The sequence below is a fragment of the Streptomyces sp. TSRI0107 genome (assembly GCF_001905845.1).
Taxonomy (GTDB): Bacteria; Actinomycetota; Actinomycetes; order Streptomycetales; family Streptomycetaceae; genus Streptomyces.
Window position 1 is genome coordinate 191,696 of sequence record NZ_LIVZ01000009.1, and the last position, 16,953, is coordinate 208,648.

At 71.6% G+C, this 16,953-nt stretch carries 16 protein-coding genes and 1 riboswitch; of the genes, 7 read left to right on the forward strand and 9 right to left on the reverse strand.

Translation table 11 applies throughout. The annotated features are described in order from the left end of the window. Positions 1-24 precede the first annotated feature (24 nt). From AMK31_RS25120 to AMK31_RS25135, 4 genes are all read right to left on the reverse strand, one after another. Positions 25-1,041, reverse strand: coding sequence for a C40 family peptidase (locus tag AMK31_RS25120; protein ID WP_073942905.1), 1,017 nt, complete (start codon positions 1,039-1,041; stop codon positions 25-27). Between the two features lie 264 nt (positions 1,042-1,305). Further along, positions 1,306-2,340: a C40 family peptidase gene (locus tag AMK31_RS25125; RefSeq protein ID WP_073943046.1), complete on the reverse strand. Its 1,035-nt coding sequence runs from the start codon at positions 2,338-2,340 to the stop codon at positions 1,306-1,308. Positions 2,341-2,550: 210 nt separating this feature from the next. Continuing rightward, positions 2,551-3,894 carry an NYN domain-containing protein gene (locus AMK31_RS25130; protein WP_073942906.1) on the reverse strand — a complete coding sequence of 448 codons (1,344 nt, stop codon included), beginning with the start codon at positions 3,892-3,894 and terminating at the stop codon, positions 2,551-2,553. Positions 3,895-3,994: 100 nt separating this feature from the next. Further along, on the reverse strand, positions 3,995-4,234 hold the full coding sequence (locus tag AMK31_RS25135; protein WP_014672226.1) for a hypothetical protein: 240 nt from the start codon (positions 4,232-4,234) through the stop codon (positions 3,995-3,997). Positions 4,235-4,391: 157 nt separating this feature from the next. Between AMK31_RS25135 and AMK31_RS25140 the strand changes: the two genes are divergently transcribed. The 7 genes from AMK31_RS25140 to AMK31_RS25170 all read left to right on the forward strand — a co-directional run bounded on the left by AMK31_RS25140 (position 4,392) and on the right by AMK31_RS25170 (position 10,577). Beyond that, positions 4,392-5,126 carry a rhomboid family intramembrane serine protease gene (locus tag AMK31_RS25140; RefSeq protein ID WP_073943047.1) on the forward strand — a complete coding sequence of 245 codons (735 nt, stop codon included), beginning with the start codon at positions 4,392-4,394 and terminating at the stop codon, positions 5,124-5,126. Continuing rightward, positions 5,123-5,404: an Lrp/AsnC family transcriptional regulator gene (locus AMK31_RS25145; RefSeq protein ID WP_073942907.1), complete on the forward strand. Its 282-nt coding sequence runs from the start codon at positions 5,123-5,125 to the stop codon at positions 5,402-5,404. Before AMK31_RS25140 ends, AMK31_RS25145 begins: the two co-directional genes overlap by 4 nt. A gap of 100 nt (positions 5,405-5,504) precedes the next feature. After that, on the forward strand, positions 5,505-5,786 hold the full coding sequence (locus AMK31_RS25150) for a small secreted hydrophilic protein (RefSeq protein ID WP_073942908.1): 282 nt from the start codon (positions 5,505-5,507) through the stop codon (positions 5,784-5,786). Further along, the gene (locus AMK31_RS25155; RefSeq protein WP_079186922.1) at positions 5,731-7,209 is read left to right on the forward strand and encodes a sensor histidine kinase; all 1,479 of its coding nucleotides are present in this window, start codon (positions 5,731-5,733) and stop codon (positions 7,207-7,209) included. The genes AMK31_RS25150 and AMK31_RS25155 overlap by 56 nt, the downstream gene beginning before the upstream one ends. A gap of 22 nt (positions 7,210-7,231) precedes the next feature. Beyond that, positions 7,232-7,897, forward strand: a complete 666-nt coding sequence (locus AMK31_RS25160; protein ID WP_073942909.1) for a response regulator transcription factor — start codon at positions 7,232-7,234, stop codon at positions 7,895-7,897. A gap of 57 nt (positions 7,898-7,954) precedes the next feature. Then, a complete protein-coding gene (locus AMK31_RS25165; RefSeq protein WP_073942910.1) occupies positions 7,955-9,370 on the forward strand; it encodes an SLC13 family permease in 1,416 nt (471 codons plus the stop codon). Positions 9,371-9,380: 10 nt separating this feature from the next. Next, complete coding sequence (locus AMK31_RS25170; RefSeq protein WP_073942911.1) at positions 9,381-10,577, forward strand: glycerate kinase; 1,197 nt, start codon at positions 9,381-9,383, stop codon at positions 10,575-10,577. Here the strand turns inward: AMK31_RS25170 and AMK31_RS25175 are convergent. The 5 genes from AMK31_RS25175 to qcrC form a co-directional block, all read right to left on the reverse strand. Then, positions 10,532-11,899 (reverse strand): aminotransferase class V-fold PLP-dependent enzyme, encoded by a 1,368-nt coding sequence (locus AMK31_RS25175; RefSeq protein ID WP_073942912.1) that lies wholly within the window; start codon positions 11,897-11,899, stop codon positions 10,532-10,534. The genes AMK31_RS25170 and AMK31_RS25175 overlap by 46 nt on opposite strands. Positions 11,900-12,028: 129 nt before the next feature. After that, positions 12,029-12,146: riboswitch (SAM riboswitch) on the reverse strand. A gap of 76 nt (positions 12,147-12,222) precedes the next feature. Next, positions 12,223-13,287: an anthranilate phosphoribosyltransferase gene (gene trpD, locus AMK31_RS25180; protein WP_073943049.1), complete on the reverse strand. Its 1,065-nt coding sequence runs from the start codon at positions 13,285-13,287 to the stop codon at positions 12,223-12,225. A gap of 135 nt (positions 13,288-13,422) precedes the next feature. Next, positions 13,423-15,060, reverse strand: a complete 1,638-nt coding sequence (qcrB, locus tag AMK31_RS25185; protein WP_073942913.1) for a cytochrome bc1 complex cytochrome b subunit — start codon at positions 15,058-15,060, stop codon at positions 13,423-13,425. Next, on the reverse strand, positions 15,057-16,115 hold the full coding sequence (gene qcrA / locus AMK31_RS25190; RefSeq protein WP_073942914.1) for a cytochrome bc1 complex Rieske iron-sulfur subunit: 1,059 nt from the start codon (positions 16,113-16,115) through the stop codon (positions 15,057-15,059). Before qcrA ends, qcrB begins: the two co-directional genes overlap by 4 nt. Beyond that, entirely contained in the window at positions 16,112-16,924 is an 813-nt protein-coding gene (gene qcrC, locus AMK31_RS25195; protein ID WP_073942915.1) for a cytochrome bc1 complex diheme cytochrome c subunit, read from the reverse strand. Before qcrC ends, qcrA begins: the two co-directional genes overlap by 4 nt. Positions 16,925-16,953 lie beyond the last annotated feature (29 nt).

Genomic DNA, 16,953 nt, shown 5'->3' on the forward strand with positions numbered 1-16,953 from the left:
GAGGGTAAGCGGCCCCGGGCCGGTTCAGACCCGGGTGACCGCCGAGACCGGCATCATCCCGACCGGGTCGTAGCGCACCGGCGCGCCCGGGTAGGGCGCGTGGATCACCTGGCCGTTGCCCACGTACATGCCGACGTGGCTGGCGTCGGAGCGGTAGGTGACGAGGTCACCGGGCCGGGCCTGGGAGAGCGGGACGTGTCTCCCGGCCGCCCGCTGGGCCTGCGAGGTGCGCGGCAGGGAGACCCCGGCCTGCGCGTACGACCACTGCATCAGGCCGGAGCAGTCGAAGCCGCCGGGGCCCGCGGCGCCCCACACGTACGGCTTGCCGAGCGCCGAGCGGGCGGCGGCGACCGCCGCGGCGGCGCGGCCCGAGGCGGGGGCGGCGTCCCCGAGGTCGGGCATGCCGTCGCGGCCGGAGCGGGAGGCCCGGTCGTAGGCGGCGCGTTCCTCGTCCGGCAGCGAGTCGAGCAGCCGCCGGGCTTTGGCGAGCTTGCGCTCCACGGCACGCTTGTGCGAGGCGACGGCCTTGCGGGTCTTCTCCAGCTCGCCGAGGGTCTCGGTGGCCTCCGCGCGGTCCTGGGTGAGTTCCCGCAGGGCCGTCTGGAGGTCCTTCAGCCTGGCGGCCTGGTGGACGGAGATCCGGTCCAGGACGGCTGCCTTGTCGAGGTAGTCGTCCGGGTCCTCGGAGAACAGCAGGGCGAGCGACGGGTCGAGGCCGCCGGAGCGGTACTGGGCACCGGCCAGCGAGCCCAGCGCCTCCCGCATGGTGTTGACGCGTTCCTGCTGCCGGGCGATCCGGTCCTGGGAGCGGTTCACCTGGCGGCGCAGTGTGTCGGCGCGCTCGTCGGCCTTGTTGTAGGCCTCGGTGGCCTTCTCGGCCTCCGCGTAGAGGCGGTCGACCTCGGCACGGGTGTCGTCGTGCGGCGCGGCCACGGCCGGGATCGCGCCGAGCGCGGCCGCCGCGGCCGACAGGAGGGAGACCGCGACGGTCGTGCCGCGGTCGAGACCGGACGACGGTGCCTGACGGCGATGGGACCCCACGAGAAGCCGCGCTCCTTCCACTGGCGGACAGGAAAACCCCCGCCGCCGGGCGGGATGAGGGACCCGGCGTGGGGGAAACGCGGCAGACAGTAGCCCCGTCACACGGTGACGACCAAAGACCTCCACGGACACGCACAGTGACGCCCCGCCGCTGACGCAGGTCATCGGCGGGGCGCGAGGTCAGAAACCGTTCCGGTGATTCCCTCGTTCGGGGGGCATGGTGTCCCGATCTTGGAGCGGATCAGTGACGGAACGGCGCGTGGATCAGATCCGGACGCCGAACTGGAACGGCATGTTGTTGATCGACTCGTAGCGCACGACGGTGCCGGTGCGCGGGGCGTGCAGCACCTGGCCGTTGCCCGCGTAGAAGCCGACGTGGTGCAGGTCGCCGTAGAAGATGACCAGGTCGCCGACCTTCAGGTCGGACTGGCTGTAGATCCTCGTGCCGGCGTTGGCCTGGTCCTGCGAGATGCGCGGGATGGCGACGCCGGCCTGGGCGAAGGCCCAGGAGGTCAGGCCCGAGCAGTCGAAGGAGGACGGGCCGGTGGCGCCGTAGACGTACGGCGAGCCGATCTTGCCCTGGGCGGCCTGGAAGGCGGCCATGGCGCGGCCGGAGGCCGGAGCCGCGTTGCCGAGGTCGACGCGCTCGGCGGAGGACCGGCTGGCGCGCTCCTCCTCGGCGGCGATGGCCGCCTTCTCCTGCGCGGTGAGGGTGTTCAGGAGCTTCTGCGCCTCGGCGAGCTTGGCCTGGACTTCCTTCTTCTTCTTGCCCAGCTCCGTGCGGGTGGAGGAGAGGTCCTTCAGCTTGTCGGAGGCCTCGGCGCGCTGCTGCGCGAGGTCGCGCTGCTTGTCCTGGATCTTCTTCAGCGCCTCGACCTGCTGACCGCTCAGCTGGTCGAGCGTGGACGCCTTGTCGAGGTAGTCGTCCGGGTCGGCGGAGAGGAAGAGCTGGAGGGACGGGTCGAGGCCGCCGGAGCGGTACTGGGCACTGGCCATCGAACCCAGGCCGTCGCGCAGCTCGTTGACCTCTTCCTGGCCACGGGCGACGTTGTCCTGGATGGTGGAGATCTCCTTCTGGAGCTTCTCCTGCTTCTCCTTGGCGCCGTTGTACTTCTCGGTGGCCTGCTCGGCCTGCTCGTAGAGCTTGTCGACCTTGGACTTGACCTCGTCCTTGCTCGGCTTCTCGCTCGGTGCCGCGTTGGCGGCCTGGGAGCCGAGGGCGACGGCAGCGGCGGCTGCGGTGGTCAGCACGGTCACACGGGCGCGACTGGGCTGCTTGGGTCGACGGTGGGACGCCACGGAGGTGAACTCCTTCTTCTGAGTGATCACCCGCTCGGAGGTACGAGCCCAGACCCTAGTGATGTTCTTGTGATCAGTTCAAATCCTCACAAGAAAATTCTCGTCACACGCGGCATTCTTTGCCCACAACTCACGGGGTGCTGTTGACGGTTGACGCTACGTTGCGTGACGGTTCCGTCAATTCGGGCATCGGAGCCCGTACGCCGTCCTTCAGGACAGTCGCTTGAGAAGTACCGCGGAAGCCACCGGTCGGGCACCGGCCCGCGCCACCCCGTCGGCGACCTCGCGGTCGGTGGAGGCGACGATGACCGGTCGGCCCGGCGGCTCCGCGCGCACCAGCTGGCGGATCAACTCGTCGGCGGTCACACCGGGCTTGGAGAACAGCACCCGCACGCCGCGCGGCGGCGCCAGCAGCACCGGCGCGGCCAGCTCGGCCCCGTCGAAGACACAGGTGACCTCGGCGCCGGTCTGTGCGGCGAGCTGGGAGAGCTGGCCGAGCAGCCGCAACCGCTGCTTCTCCAGGGGCATCTGGGGATAGCCGGTCTTGGTGACGTTGTAGCCGTCGACGACCAGATGCGCCTGCGGCAGCGCGAGCAACTGGTCGAGGATGGCCGGATCGTTCTCCGACAGGGCGCGCGCGGCGATGTCCTTCGGGGTCATACGTCCCGGTTCGACCGCGTCCACGGTCTCGGCCGGCCGTACCGAGACCGGCGGCAGGGCGAGTTCGCGACGCAGGCCCTGGGTGGCGTCGAGCAGGGTGTCCAGCAGCAGCCGTACCCGCATGTCCTCCACGCTGCGTCCCTCGCGGGCCGCCCGGCGGGTGGCCTCCAGGGCGGCCTCCGCCTCCCCCAGCCGCGCCTTGAGCCGCCGCACCTCGCTGTCGGCGGCGGACGCCTGGGCGTGCCCCTCGGCCCGTACGGCGTCGATCTCGGCGTGCACCTTGCGCAGTGCCGCCTCGCCGCGCTTGACGTCGCTGAGGGCGGAACGCAGTTTGCGGTGAAGCGATTCCGCTTCCTTGCGGGCGGCGTCCAGTTCGGCGCGCAGCCGCTCGGTCTCGGCGCGGGTGTGCTCGCGGGCGGCGTCCAGTTCGGCGCGCAGCCGCTCCAGTTCGGCCCGGCTCTCCTCGTCGGCGCGTTCGGCGTCGGCGCGCTGGGCCTCCTCGCCGGCGGCGGTCACCAGCTTCACCCAGCCCGCGGGCCGGAGCACGTAGGCCGCGGCCGCCACGTCGAGCGGGTCCGCGGCCGGCGGCGGCGAGCCGGAGTCGAGGGCGCCGGCCAGTTCCGGCTGGGCCTCTCTCAGCTTCTCGCCGATGCGCTGCCGGAACAGCGGGTCGGTCTCCAGCGCCGAGGCCATCGCGTTGCCCGCGAACTTGGCCCGGCGATTGGGGGCGAACCGGGCGTACTGCCGCAATTGTGCGGGCAGTTCGGTCATGGTCAGTCCGCCGAAGCCGTCCGCGACGATCTGCACGACGCGGCGGCGCACCCCTTCGGGCAGCGGGCGGTCGAGCACCTCAGCGGCGCCGTCGCCCGGCCCCCCGCCTTGTGTCTCCACCATCCGTCACACCCCAATGCCTCTACGGGACCCCCTGGAGGGGGCCGCGCCTGCGGGGCCCTCCCGCGCTCTCGACCTCGCGTGAGCGGAAGGACCCCCGTCGTCAGGAGCCGGCGCCCGGCCTGTCCACGAGTTCCACCTGGTCCACGGCGTTGCACCAGCGGCAGCGCACGGACTCGATGGTCTCACTGACCACCTCGCGCTCCTCGACCGTCGGCTCTCCGGCCAGATCCAGGTGGACGTACTCGACGACCTTCGACGAGCGCGTCACGTCGAAGCGGGTGAGGTTGCCGCAGAGGGTGCAGCGCCACCGCGTCGTGGCGGTCGGCAGGGGAACCGTCATCGTGACTGTTCGCTTTCCTTCTAGTGTCCGTGACACGCCGGACTTCCCGCGGCGTGTGGCTCGTAACCCTACGGCCTGCGGGGACCCGGGCGCCCGTCCGTCCACGGCGGCGAGGCGGTCTGTGCGGTTGCGTCCGGTTACGTCATGCTCTGTGTTCATGATCAGCAACTGGAGGGTGCCGGACTGGCGGACGTTCCGCCGGCCGTCGGCCCCGGTGACGTACGCACTGATGGCGCTGTGCTGCCTGATCTTCGTGATCGGCCCCGCCTCGGGTCTCAGCCCCGTCTACGGCTCCGGCGACGAGCTGCTCGCCGCGCAGCGGGCCTATTTCCGGCGCTGGGGAGTGGTTCCCGCAGAACTGTTCGAGGGGTCCCCCCGGGCGGCCCTGACCCCGGCGACGGCACTGTTCGTGCACGGCACCTGGGTGCATCTGCTCGGCAACATGCTCTTCCTCTACGTCTTCGGGGCCATGACCGAGGAACGGATGGGCCGCGTGCAGTTCACCCTCTTCTACCTCGGCTGCGGCTATCTCGCGCTGCTCGGTTACGCGTGCGCCAACTCCGACTCCGCTCAGTCGCTGGTCGGGGCGTCGGGCGCGATCTCCGCCGTCCTCGGCGCGTTCCTCTTCCTCTTCCCCCGGGCGCGGGTGACCAGTCTCCTGCCGTTCCTGTTCTTCCTGCCGCTGCGGTTCCCGGCCTGGCTGGTGCTGCCGTTCTGGGCGGCCCTGCAGTGGCTGGCGGCCGGGCAGGCCTCGCAGGGGCCGGGGGTGGCGTATCTGGCGCACGTCGTGGGCTTCGCGCTGGGCCTGCTGTTCGCGTGGGCCCGGTTCGGGCCTGCGACTAGAGTGAAGGCCGCCCCAGCTCCGGCACCCGAGGGAGAGAACCAGCCGTGATCACCGCGATCGTCCTCATCAAGACCAGCGTGGACCGGATCCCCGAGATCGCGGAGTCGATCGCCGCGCTGGACAACGTCAGCGAGGTCTTCTCCGTGACCGGCACCTACGACCTGATCGCCATGGTCCGGGTGAAGGAGCACGAGGAGCTGGCGGAGGTCATCCCCGGTCGCATCAGCAAGATCCCCGGCGTCGAGGGCACGGACACCCACGTCGCGTTCCGCACGTACTCCCAGCACGACCTGGAGGCGGCGTTCTCGATCGGCCTGGACAACTGAGACGCCGCGAGGGGCGCGGCCGGCCGCCAGGGCCGCAGATGAAGGCTTCCTCATCCGCCCCTCATCCGCACCGCACCGGACCGGGGCCAGGATCGGGCCCATGGTCTTCACACGCCGGATGGCGGCCCTGGCCGCGGTCGTAGTCATCCCCCTCGGCATCGCCGCGACCAGCTTCGCCCTCACCGACAGCCCCGAGTCGCCGAAGGTCCCGGCGAAGGTCGAGCTGGAAAGCGGCTCCCCCACGCCGGCACCGACGCCGACTCCGACGCCCAGCGACGAGGTCGTCTCCCGGCCTCCGGTGACCGACGACCCCGCGAGTGACGACGATGACGACGACCGCGGCACCGGCACCGACGACGACGGCCCCGGCGACGACGGCTGACCGACCGCGCCGGCGGATCTCCGCCCGCGTCCGCATCCTGCTCTGGCTGCTGCTGGTGATGGCGGTCGCGCTCGCGTCGGTGGCCACCACCACCCGTTCCATCCTGCTGCGCGACACCGACCAGCGGATCAACAACCTGCTCGCGCAGGAGGCCGGCGAGTTCGCGCACTTCGAGGAGGCGGGCGTCGACCCGGAGACCGGCCGCCCGTTCACCGACCCGGCACGGCTGCTGCGGGTCTTCCTGGAACGGCAGTACGCCGACCTGGACGAGGAACTGGTCGGCCTGGTCGGCCGCCCGGGCGGCACCCCCGCGCAGATCGTCCAGCAGCGGGAGATCCCCGTCGCGCTGCCGCTGCACCGGGACACCGACGCCCGCCGCCGCATCTTCGCCTCCCCGGACTCCAGCGGCACCCTGCACCGCCCGTCCGGCGACATCCGCTGGGCGAAGGTCTCGGTCGCCCGGTACGGCGGCGAGCCGGAGGCCGCGTTCGTGGTGGCGTTCCACCCGGGCCGCGAGCAGGACCGCGCGGACGAGGTGTTCCGGGTGCTGCTCGCCATCTCCGGGGTCGCCCTGCTGATGACCATCGGCATCGCCTGGGTGGTCGCCGGGCGCATCCTGAAGCCGGTCCGGCTGGTGCGCACCGCCGCCGCACAGCTCACCGAGCAGGACCTGACCCGTCGTATCGCCGTGGTGGGCCGGGACGACGTGGCCGCGCTCGCGGAGACGTTCAACGCGATGCTGGACCGTCTGGAGCGGGCCTTCGGCGCCCAGCGGCAGTTCGTCGACGACGCGGGCCACGAGCTGCGCACCCCGATCACCATCGTGCGCGGCCATCTGGAGCTGATGGGCGACGACCCGGCCGAGCGCGAGGAGACGATCCGGCTGGTGACCGACGAACTGGACCGGATGAGCCGGATCGTCGAGGATCTGCTGCTGCTCGCCAAGGCCGAACGCCCCGACTTCGTCACCCCGGAGCCGGTCCAGCTCGCCGAACTCACCGCCGACGTCTACGTCAAGGCCCGCACCCTCGGCGACCGCGACTGGCGGCTCGCCGAAGTCGCCGACGCGGAGGCCGAGTTGGATGCGCAGCGGATCACGCAGGCGATGGTGCAGCTCGCGCAGAACGCGGTGCAGCACACCGCGCCCGGCCAGACCATCCGCATCGGCTCCCGCGCCGGCGCCGACGGGATCGAGCTGTACGTCGCCGACTCCGGGTCCGGGGTCCGGCCGCAGGACGCCGAGCTGATCTTCGAACGGTTCCGGCGCGGCACCGCCCGGCGCGGGGCGCGCGGTTCCGGCGCCGGGCTCGGGCTGTCGATCGTGAAGGCGATCGCGGAGGGCCACGGCGGCCGGGTCCGGCTGCGCCCCACCGAGGGCGGCGGCGCCACCTTCGTACTCACCCTGGGCGGGCCGCGCCCATGAACCCGCTGGAAGGGGCACGCCCGTGAACCGCATCCTCATCGTGGAGGACGAGGAGCGCATCGCCTCCTTCGTCGAGAAGGGCCTGCGCGCCAACGGCTTCACCACCACCGTCGTCGGCGACGGCGACGCCGCCTTCGACTACGCCCTCACCGGCGGCTTCGACCTGGTGGTGCTGGACATCGGCCTGCCCGGCCGGGACGGCTTCACGGTGCTGCGCGAACTGCGTGAGGCCCGGGTGACGGTCCCGGTGATCGTGCTGACCGCGCGGGACTCCGTCCGCGACACGGTGGCCGGCCTGGAAGGCGGCGCCGACGACTGGATGACCAAGCCGTTCCGCTTCGAGGAACTCCTCGCGCGGGTGCGCCTGCGGCTGCGTACGGCGGCCAGGGCGCCCGAGGTGACCGTGCTGCGGTCGGGCACGCTCAGCCTGGACCTGCGCACCCGTCGGGCCCGCTCCGGGGACCGCACGGTCGATCTGACGGCCCGTGAGTTCGTGCTGCTGGAGCTGTTCCTGCGCCACCCCGGGCAGGTGCTGTCCCGCGAGCAGATCCTGTCCCATGTATGGGGCTACGACTTCGACCCCGGCTCGAACATCGTGGACGTGTACGTCCGGGCGCTGCGCAAGAAGCTCGGCGCGGAGCGGGTGGAGACGGTCCGCGGGATGGGGTACCGGCTGCCTGCCGCGTGAAGTTCCCTTCATGTCCGGCTCATCGGCGGCTCACCGCCGCCCGGGACTCTCGACGATGTGACCCTCACTCCCCGTCTCGCCGTGACCCTGTGCGTGGCGCTGTCCCTGTGCGCGCTGCTCGCCGTGCCCGGCAACTTCCCCGGCCTGAGCGGTGACGCGCGCCTCACCCTCGCGGTGTTCGCGCTGGCGGCCTGCGCCTGGATCGGCACCCCGATCGACGACACGTACATCGCGCTGGGCGCCGGACTCGCGCTCACCGCGACCGGGGTGATCAGCAGCGACACCCTGTTCGGCACCCTCGGGGACTCCACGGTCTGGCTGCTGATATGCGCGTTCGTGCTGGCGGCGGCGGTCACCCGGACCGGGCTCGCGGCCCGGGCGGCGGCCTTCCTGGTGGGCGGCGCGCGCACGGTGCGCCAGCTGGTGCACCTGACCACGGCCGCGTTGGTCGTCACGGCGTTCGCGGTGCCGGCCACCTCCGGCCGGGCGGCCCTCGCGCTACCCGTCTTCCTGGCGCTCGCCAAGGCCCTCGCCGACCGGAAGCGACTGGTCGTGATGCTGGCGCTGCTGTTCCCGACCGTGATCCTGCTGTCGGCGGTGGCGACCCTGATCGGTGCGGGCGCGCATCTGATCACCGTGTCGGTGCTGTGGGAGGCCACCGGGGAGCGGATCGGGTTCGTGGAGTGGCTGCTGCCGGCCCTGCCGCTGGCGGTCGCGTCCTCGCATCTCGCCGCCGAGGCCGTGCTGCTCACCACCACCCGCCGCGCGGACCGCCGCGGCCCGGTGCGCGTCACCGCCGAGGAGATCCAGCGGCACAGCGAGACCCCGGTGACCGGCCCCTGGACGCCGGAGGAGACCCGCTGCGCGCTGCTGCTGGCCACGGTGGTGCTGCTGTGGTGCGGCGAGCCGCTGCACCGGGTGCCGCCCGCCGTCGTCGCGCTGATCGGCGCGGTCGTCGCCGCGTCACCGGCCCTGGGCACCGTACGGCTGAAGGACGCGCTGCGCACGGTCCCCTGGTCGCTGCTGCTGTTCATGGCCGCGACCATGGCGATGGGCGTGGCGCTCGCCGACTCGGGCGCCGCGAGGTGGCTGGTGTCGGGGCTGCCGTCGGGGGTCGGTCCGGTGGTGTTCCTGGCGGTCGTCGTCGCGGTCAGTACGGCGGCGCACCTGGTCCTGCAGTCCCGCTCCGCCCGCTCCTCCGTCCTCGTGCCGCTGGTGGTGGCCGCCGCGGTGGGAGCCGGCGTCAACCCGGTCGCCGCGGCGCTCGCCTCGACCGCCGCGGCGGGCTTCTGCCACACCCTGCCCGCCTCCGCCAAGCCGGTCACGCTCTTCGCGGACATCCCCGGCACCCCCACCTACACCCCGCGCGACCTGCTGCGCCTGTCCGCCGTGCTGGCCCCGCTGACCGCCGCCCTCGTCCTGCTCTTCGCCGTGGCGGTGTGGCCGCTGCTCGGCGTTCCCCTGACCCGTTAGGAGACCCGCCATGCTGAGCCGAGTCGTCGTAGCCCCCAGCGGCTTCAAGGAGTCGCTGTCCGCCCAGGCCGCCGCCGACGCCATCGCGGACGGGGTCCGCCGGGTGCTGCCGGACGCCGAGATCGATCTGGTCCCGCTGGTGGACGGCGGGGAGGGCACGGCCGTCGCGCTGGCCGCCGCGACCGGCGGGCGGCTGGTGGCGCTGCCCGCGACCGGTCCCGTAGGCGACCGGCTCGGCACCCACTTCGCGCTGCTCGGCGGCGCCGGGGACACCGCGCTGGTGGAGATGGCCGCGGTCGCCGGGCTCGCCCTCGTCCCGCACTCCCTGCGCGACCCGGGCGCCACCACCACCTATGGCGTCGGCGAGCTGATCCGCGCCGCGCTCGGCACCGGCGTACGGCGGATCCTGGTCGGCTGCGGCGACTCCGGCACCTCGGACGGCGGCGCGGGTGCCCTGCAGGCCCTCGGCGCCCGCCTGCTGGACGCCGACGGTTTCGAACTTCCGCCCGGAGGAGCCGAGTTGATCCGGCTGCACCGCGTCGACCCGACCGGCCTCGACCCCCGGCTGCGCGACACGGAACTGCTGGTCGCCTGCAACCCGTACAACGTGCTGTGCGGCGAGCGGGGCGTGGCGCGGGTCTTCGGACCGCAGAAGGGGGCGACGCCCGCGCAGGTGGAGCATCTGTCGGCGGGCCTGGAGAACTGGGCGTACGTCCTCACCCGCGATCTCCGGGTCACGGGCACCGATCTGCGGCTCGGGCCCGGCACCGGCGCGTCCGGCGGGCTCGGCGCGGGCCTGGCCGCGCTCGGCGCCCGGCTGCTGCCCCGCTTCGACGTCCTCCTCGGCCATCTCGACCTGGACGCCCGGCTGGCCCGCGCCGACCTGGTCGTCACCGCGGAGGGCGCCCTCGACCACCAGACGCCGCACGGCAAGGTCCCGGCGGAGGTGGCCCGCCGCGCCAAGCGGTACGGCCGTCCGGTGCTCGCCCTGGCCGGCACGCTCGGCGACGGGGCGCACGAGGTGCCGGGCGTGGACGCGTTCAGCGGGATCCTGCCCGCGCCGATGGCGCTGGCGGAGGCGCTGGTGCGGGCGAGCGAACTGCTCACGGACGCCGCCGAACGCGCCCTGCGGATGATCCTGCTGGGCGCCCGGCTACCGGCTCACGCGGAGGTGTCCGGCACGCAACGCCCGTCCTCGGTGCGGTAGTTCCAGCGGGCGCCGTCCCGGACCAGTTCCCGCACGGCGGCCAGGAACCGCTCCACGTGCTCGTCCGGCGTGCCCGCGCCGAAGCTGACCCGGATGGCGTTGAGGGACTTCTCGCCGGGCGCGGCCTCCGGGGCGCCGCACTCGCCCTGGGTCTGCGGGTCGCTGCCGAGCAGGGTGCGGACGAGCGGGTGGGCGCAGAACAGGCCGTCGCGCACGCCGATGCCGTACTCCGCGGAGAGCGCGGCGGCGAAGTGCGAGCTGTTCCAGCCGTCGACGACGAAGGAGATCACGCCGACGCGCGGGGCGTCGTCGCCGAAGAGGGAGAGGACCCGCACCTCGGGCACCTCGGCGAGGCCCGCGCGGACCTTCTCGATCAGGTACCGCTCACGGGCGACCAGGCTGTCGAACCCGGCGTCGGTCAGCGCCTTGCAGGCGGAGGCGATGGCGTAGGCGCCGATGACGTTCGGCGAGCCCGCCTCGTGCCGGGCGGCGCTCTCGTGCCACTCCACGTCCACGCCGCCGTCCTCGCGCCGGCTCACCTTGCGGCTGGCGCCGCCGCCCGCGAGGTACGGCTCGGCCTCCCGCAGCCAGTCGGCGCGGCCCGCGAGGACGCCGGAGCCGAACGGGGCGTACAGCTTGTGGCCGGAGAAGGCGACCCAGTCGACGTCCAGGTCCCGTACGGAGACCGGGTGGTGGGGGGCCAGCTGGGCGGCGTCGAGCACGATCCGGGCGCCGTGCGCGTGCGCCGCCGCGGCGAGCTCGCGGACCGGCCACAGCTCGCCGGTGACGTTGGAGGCGCCGGTGACGCAGACCAGCGCCGGGCCGTGGGGCTCGCGGTCGGCGAGGGCGCGCTCCAGGGTCGCCACCGCCTCAGCCGGGGTGCGCGGCGCGTCCAGGTAGGTGACCTGGGCGTTCTTCCAGGGCAGCAGGGAGGCGTGGTGCTCGGTCTCGAAGACGAAGACCCGGCAGTCGGCGGGCAGGGCGGCGGCGAGCAGGTTGAGCGAGTCGGTGGTGGACCGGGTGAAGACGACCTGGTCGCCGTCGCGGCAGTCCAGGAACCCGGCGACCGTGCGGCGGGCGTTCTCGAAGAGGTCCGTGGACAGCTGGGAGAGGTATCCGGCACCGCGGTGGACGCTGCCGTAGTACGGCGCGTAGGCGGCGACGTCGTCCCAGACCCGCTGGAGCGCCGGCGCGCTGGCGGCGTAGTCGAGCGCGGCGTAGGCGACCTCGCCGCCGGTGACGAGCGGCACGGTGACATCTCGCCCCAGAACGGGCAGCGGGGCACAAACGGACTTGTCGGCGGCAGCGGTGGAGACGGACATGGCGAAGCTCCCGTGAGGGTGAGAGAAGAAGAGAGAAAAGGGGATGCGGAGGCGGGGCTCTGCGGCCCTATCGCATTCGCTTGCTCACGGGAGACTCCCTCGAACGACCAGGACCCCTGGTTTGCGAGGGGTCCGCGCTTGCCGTAGGCCTTGCTGCCGTACGGCCTGGTCTTCACCCGGGGCACCCCGCCACGGACGGAGGGTTGCCGGACAGTCGGCCGGGGCCTCATGACTGTCACTCATGACCTGGTACGGGAACGTACGCGAAATGATCGTCGTCCCGCAACCCGTGTCCGGATCGCGGGACGCTCCTCGGTGGAACGCTACGCGTTGCTGGCCGCCACCCAGCGCTCCAGCGTCCGCTTCGCGGCGCCCGAGTCGATCGACTCCGCCGCCTTCGCCATCCCGGCGCGGATCTGCTCCGCCAGCGGCTCCCCGGTCGGCTCCAGCGCGACCAGCGCCGCCGCCGAGTTCAGCAGCACCGCGTCCCGCACCGGGCCGGTCTCGCCGTCCAGCAGACGGCGGGCGACCTCGGCGTTGTAGGAGGCGTCCGCGCCGCGCAGCGCCTCCACCGGGACCAGTTCGAGGCCGACGTCCCGCGGGTCGAAGGTCTCCTCGGCGACCTTGCCGTCGCGGACGATCCACACCCGGGAGGTGGAGGTGGTGGTCAGCTCGTCGAGGCCGTCGTCGCCGCGGAACACCAGGGAGGAGTTGCCGCGTTCGGCGAAGACGCCCGCGACGATCGGCGCCATCCGCAGATCCGCCACACCGACCGCCTGGGCCTTCACCCGGGCCGGGTTGGTCAGCGGGCCGAGGAAGTTGAACGTCGTGCGGATGCCCAGCTGGCCGCGGGCCGCCGCCACATGGCGCAGCGCCGGGTGGAACTTCACCGCGAAGCAGAAGGTGATCCCGGCCTCCTCGGCGACCTCCGCCACCCGCTTCGGCGTCAGCTCCAGATTGACGCCCAGCTTCTCCAGCACGTCGGAGGCACCGGACGCCGACGACGCGGCCCGGTTGCCGTGCTTGACCACCTTCGCGCCGGTGCCGGCCACGACGACGGACGACATCGTGGAGATGTTCACCGTCTTCGCGCCGTCGCCGCCGGTACCGACGATGTCGACGGTGGCGCCGGGCACCTCGATCACATTGGCGTGCGCGTACATCGCGCGGACCAGGCCGGTGATCTCCTCGACCGTCTCGCCCTTGGCCCGCAGCGCCACCGCGAACCCGGCGATCTGCGCGTCGGTCGCCTCACCGCGCATGATCCGGTCCATGGCCCAGGCCGTGTCGTCGGCGCCCTGGTCCCGGCCCTCCAGCAGCGCGTTCAGTACGACGGGCCAGGAACGGCCCGCCGCGGTGTCGCCTCCAGCGGGGGTCACAGCGCTCATCAGCCGCTCCTGATCGTCGTGGAACACATGAAACACATCGGTGCGACCCCAGCCTATCCAGCCCCGGGCACGGCGAAGGGCCCCCGTCCGAACACCGGACGGGGGCCCTTCAGCGTGGCGTGGCGAACGCAGCGATCAGTGGTGGCCGTGGCCGCTCGTGATCTCCTTGTACTCCTCGACGGTGGGCTTGGCGATCTGGGACTCCTCGCCGTAGTACGCCTTGCTCAGCTTGGCGCGCAGCTTCTCGGAGCCCTTCACCTTGCGCTCGACGCCGTTCTCGTCGACCGTCGGGCCGATCTCGGCCGGCTTGTACTGCTCGTGCGCGGTGAGCGTGTACAGCTTGTCCTGGCTGAGCGGCTCGTGCACCTCGATGAACTCACCGTGCGGCAGGCGCTTGATGGTGCCGGTCTCGCGACCGTGCAGCACCTTGTCCTTGTCCCGGCGCTGCAGGCCGAGGCAGATCCGCTTGGTGATGATGAACGCGAGGACCGGGCCGGCGAAGAAGCCGATCCGCACGAACCAGGTGACGTCGTTGATCGACAGGTTGAAGTGCGTGGCGACGATGTCGTTGCCACCGCCGATCAGCATGATCATGTAGCCGGTCACCCAGGCGACACCGAAGGCCGTACGGGTCGGGGCGTTGCGCGGGCGGTCCAGGATGTGGTGCTCGCGCTTGTCCCCGGTGATCCAGGACTCGATGAACGGGTAGAGCGCGATCACCGCGAGGAACACACCGAAGAGCATCAGCGGGATGAACACGCCGAGGACCAGCGTGTGACCCCAGAAGTTGACCTCCCAGCCCGGCATCGCACGGATCAGACCCTCGGCGAAGCCCATGTACCAGTCGGGCTGGGCGCCCGTGGACACCTGGTCCGGACGGTACGGGCCGAGGACCCAGATCGGGTTGACGGACGCGATGCCGGCGATGGCCGCGATCACACCGAAGACCAAGAAGAAGAAGCCTCCGGCCTTGGCCATGTAGACCGGCAGCAGCGGCATGCCGACGACGTTCTTGTTGTTCTTGCCGGGACCCGCGAACTGCGTGTGCTTGTGGTAGAAGACCAGGATCAGGTGCGCCACCACGAGGCCGAGCATGATGCCCGGCAGCAGCAGGATGTGGATCGAGTAGAACCGGGCCACGAAGTCGGTGCCGGGGAACTCGCCGCCGAACAGGAACATCGAGATGTACGTGCCGACGATCGGCACGGACAGGATCGCGCCCTGGGTGAAGCGGACACCGGTGCCGGAGAGCAGGTCGTCCGGGAGCGAGTAGCCGGTGAAACCGGTGAACATGCCAAGGACGAACAGCAGGAAGCCGAACAGCCAGTTGATCTCACGCGGCTTGCGGAACGCGCCGGTGAAGAAGACGCGCATCATGTGCACGAACATGCCGGCGAGGAAGACGATCGCCGCCCAGTGGTGGATCTGCCGGATCAGCAGACCGCCGCGGACGTCGAAGCTGATGTCCAGCGTCGAGGCGAACGCCTCCGACATGAGCTGGCCCTGCAGCGGCACGTACGAGCCGTGGTACTCCACCTCGTTCATCGACGGGTGGAAGAACAGCGTCAGGTACACACCCGTGAGGATGATGATGATGAAGCTGTAGAGGCAGACCTCACCCAGCATGAACGACCAGTGGTCGGGGAAGATCTTGCGCATGTTGGCCTTGGCCAGGGAGTAGATCCCCAGCCGGCCGTCGGCCCAGTCGGCGACGCGCTCGCCGGCCGGTGCCTTCCCGCGTGCGCGGGACCCGGTGGTGTCTTGAGTGCTCATCCGCGCTCCCAGAAAGCAGGACCGACGGGCTCTTCGAAGTCGCCGAGCGCCTCGAGGTAGCCCTCGTCGTTCACGCCGATGCGCAGCTGCGGAAGGGCGTGGCCGGCGGGGCCGAAGATGACCCGGGCACCGTCGGACAGGTCGAAGGTGGACTGGTGGCAGGGGCACAGCACGTGGTGCGTCTGCTGCTCGTACAGGGAGATCGGGCAACCGACGTGGGTGCAGATCTTCGAGTACGCCACGATGCCCTCGTGCGACCACTCGAGCTCTTGCTTGTCCTTGATGTCGCCCGGCTCCAGCCGGACGACCATCAGGGCGGCCTTGGCGATCTCGTTCTGGAAGTCGTGGTCGTGCTCCTCCAGGCCCTCGGGCATGGCGAAGGTGAGCGAGCCGACGGCGACGTCGGAGGGACGCAGCGGCTCGTGCGTGTTCATGTTGACCAGCAGCTTGCCCTTGGACCACAGGGTGTGGCGCAGCTTGTCCTCGGGCAGCGGACCGAGGTCGCGCAGCAGGACGACGCCGGAGAGCGGCACCAGGGTGAGCGCGCCGAACATCGTGTTGCGGATCAGCTTGCGGCGGCCGATCGCCGATTCCTTGGCGCCCTGCTTGAAGTCGGCGAACACCTGGGCACGGACGTCGGCCGGGGCCTCGATCGGGTGCCGCTCCTGGACCAGCTCCTCGTCGGACATCAGGGTGCGGCCCCAGTGGACCGCGCCCGCGCCGATGCAGAACAGGGCGAGGCCGAGCGTCAAGCCGAGCGCGAGGTTCAGCGCGCCCACGTGGCCGAGCGGCCACACGTAGATCGACTTGTCGACGGGGATCGCCACGAACGAGGCGATGAAGCCGATGGTGGCCAGCATCGACACCGTGAACAGCAGGGCGACCGTGCGCTCGGACCGCTTGGCGGCCCGCTCGTCGATGTCCTGGATCCGGTGCTCGTGGGGCGGCAGCCCGGGGTCGGCGAACGGGTGCTTCTCGTCCGCGACGTCCACCGCGCCGTGGGCGGCGTCCTGCGCAGCGGGCAGGTTCTCTTCTGGAATGTCTTGGCTACTCATGACTTCTTGGCCTTTGCGGTCCGGGCGGCGACCCACACGGCTACGGCGATCAGCCCGCCGAGACCGGCGATCCAGCCGAAGAGACCCTCGCTGACCGGCCCGAGGCCGCCCAGGTCCGTCCCGCCGGGGTTCACGGTGTCGTCACTGTTGACCGCGTTCAGGTACGCGATGATGTCCTTCTTGTTCTGCTCCGACAGCGTGGTGTCGGGGAAGGAGGGCATGTTCTGCGGGCCGGTCTGCATGGCCTCGTAGATGTGCTTCGGGTCCACGTCCTCGAGGGTCGGCGCGTACTTGCCCTTGGTCAGGGCACCGCCCTTACCGGTGAAGTTGTGGCACTGCGCGCAGTTGGTGCGGAACAGCTCGCCACCCTCGGCGATGTCCGCGCCCTGCGGGCCGTACTGCTCCTCGGTGGGCACGGACGGACCGGCGCCCAGCGACGAGATGTACGCCGCGAGCTGGTCGATCTCGGCCTGGGTGTAGATGTTCTTCTTCCGCGGCACCTGGGCGCCCTGGGAGGTCGCGGCAGGCATACGGCCGGTGGCGACCTGGAAGTCGACGGCCGCCGCGCCCACGCCGACCAGGCTCGGACCGTCGGAGGTGCCCTGACCGCCGGTGCCGTGGCAGCTGGCGCAGCCGACGGCGTAGAGCTTCTTGCCCTCGTCGATGGCGAGGGACTGCGCGGCTTCATCGGCCTGCGCCTTGCCCGCGGGTGCGAAGGCGGCGTACAGCCCCCCGGTAGCCGCCAGCGCGAGGAGTAGGACGACGACCGCCGCCAGCGGATGGCGTCGTCGTGCGGAGAGCTTTTTCACGGATTACCCCGGTGTCAGGATCTTCTGCG